At 71.4% G+C, this 1,015-nt stretch carries 1 protein-coding gene; it reads right to left on the reverse strand.

Features of this window, described 5'->3' with window-relative positions:
• Positions 1 to 1,015 (reverse strand): BMP family ABC transporter substrate-binding protein (locus AC1DUQ_RS21965; protein WP_477074668.1); only part of this gene is annotated, 1,015 nt, incomplete at both ends.

Here is a 1,015-nt window from a genome sequence, read left to right on the forward strand (position 1 = left end):
GTCCCGTCCTGCGCGGTGATCGGGCCGGTGAACGGGCTGCCGCCGGCCTCGAGCTCCTCCGCCGCCGCCGCGATGAGGGCCTTGGTCTCGTCGGACACGCTCGGGCCGAACGCGGAGGCGACGAACGGGTTCTCGCCGCTGGCCATGTTCGCGCGGTAGTTGCCGTTGTACTCGCTGCCGGTGAAGCCGCCGTCGATCGCCGTCTGCACGATGTCCGTGTACAGCGGGCCCCAGTTCCACTCGGACCCGGTGAGCCAGCCCGTGGGCGCCAGCGACGACGCGTCCGCGTGGTAGCCGACCGTGAAGGCGCCGGCGGCCTCGGTCGCCTCGATGATCGTCTTGGTGCAGTCCTGGTGCTGCGTCATCACGTCCACACCGGAGCTGAGCAGCGACGCCACACGGTCGGCCTGCGTGGCCGGGTCGCACCAGCTCGTCGTCGACACCGCGGTGACGTCGACGTCCGGCCGCACCGACTGCGCACCGAGCGTGAACGCGTTGATGTTGGCCAGGGTCTGCGGGATCGGGATGGCGTAGATGTAGCCCAGCTTCCCGGTCTGCGTCGCGGCCCCCGCGGCGATGCCCGCCAGGTAGACCGGCTCGAACACGCTGCCGAAGTAGGTCCCCATGTTCGCGGGCACCGGGTCGAGCAGCCCGCCCTGGTGGACCACGACGACCTCGGGGTGGGCGTCGGCCACCTGCTTGGCCGCGTCCAGGTGGCCGTAGCTGGTGGCGAAGATGATGGTCGCCCCCTGCGCGACCATGCTCTCCATCGTCGTGGCGGCCGTGTCGTCCTCGGGGATGTTGTACGCCTCGAGGACCTCGATGTCGGGGAACTCCCCACGCAGCGCCTCGACGCCCTGGGAGACCGCCTGGTTGTAGCCGAAGTCGTCCTTCGGCCCGACGGCGATGACTCCGACCTTCGTGGCGTCCGCCCCGGGTGCGGAGTCGCCGGCCGGAGCGGAACCGTCGCCCTCCGGGGTGCTGACGGCGGGGCTGCACGCGGCGAGGACCGCGA

This window comes from Cellulomonas sp. P4_B5_2, assembly GCF_056402235.1.